The organism is Candidatus Bandiella numerosa, assembly GCF_021811875.1.
GTDB classification, from domain to species: Bacteria; Pseudomonadota; Alphaproteobacteria; order Rickettsiales; family Midichloriaceae; genus Aquirickettsia; species Aquirickettsia numerosa_A.
This window is the reverse complement of record NZ_JAJBJD010000296.1, coordinates 1-245: the sequence shown is the minus strand read 5'-3', so window position 1 is coordinate 245 and position 245 is coordinate 1. Positions and strand designations below refer to the sequence as shown.

Below are 245 nucleotides of genomic sequence, written 5' to 3'. Positions count from 1 at the left end.
AGATTAATCTCTTCTCTATGTACTCTGCTTTTGGTAAACACAAATCTGAAACCGCCCTATGCGACATCGCTTGTACGGTGGTGTGAGAGGGAGGTGCTGCAATGCGCCTCTCTACTCGATTAAAAATGGCTTGATGGAAAAGGCTAAGAAAAACAAACCTTTAACTCATTGGCAAAAACTTTTTAATCGATTAATCTCTAAAAGCCGATATAAGGTTGAACAAGGCTTTGGGACACTGAAAAGAA

At 40.0% G+C, this 245-nt stretch carries 1 protein-coding gene; it reads left to right on the top strand.

The features are described 5' to 3' along the window. Positions 1-58: 58 nt before the first annotated feature. Positions 59-245, top strand: a 187-nt coding sequence (locus tag L8D11_RS05670; RefSeq protein ID WP_236870681.1) for a transposase, incomplete at its 3' end; no start/stop codon positions are given.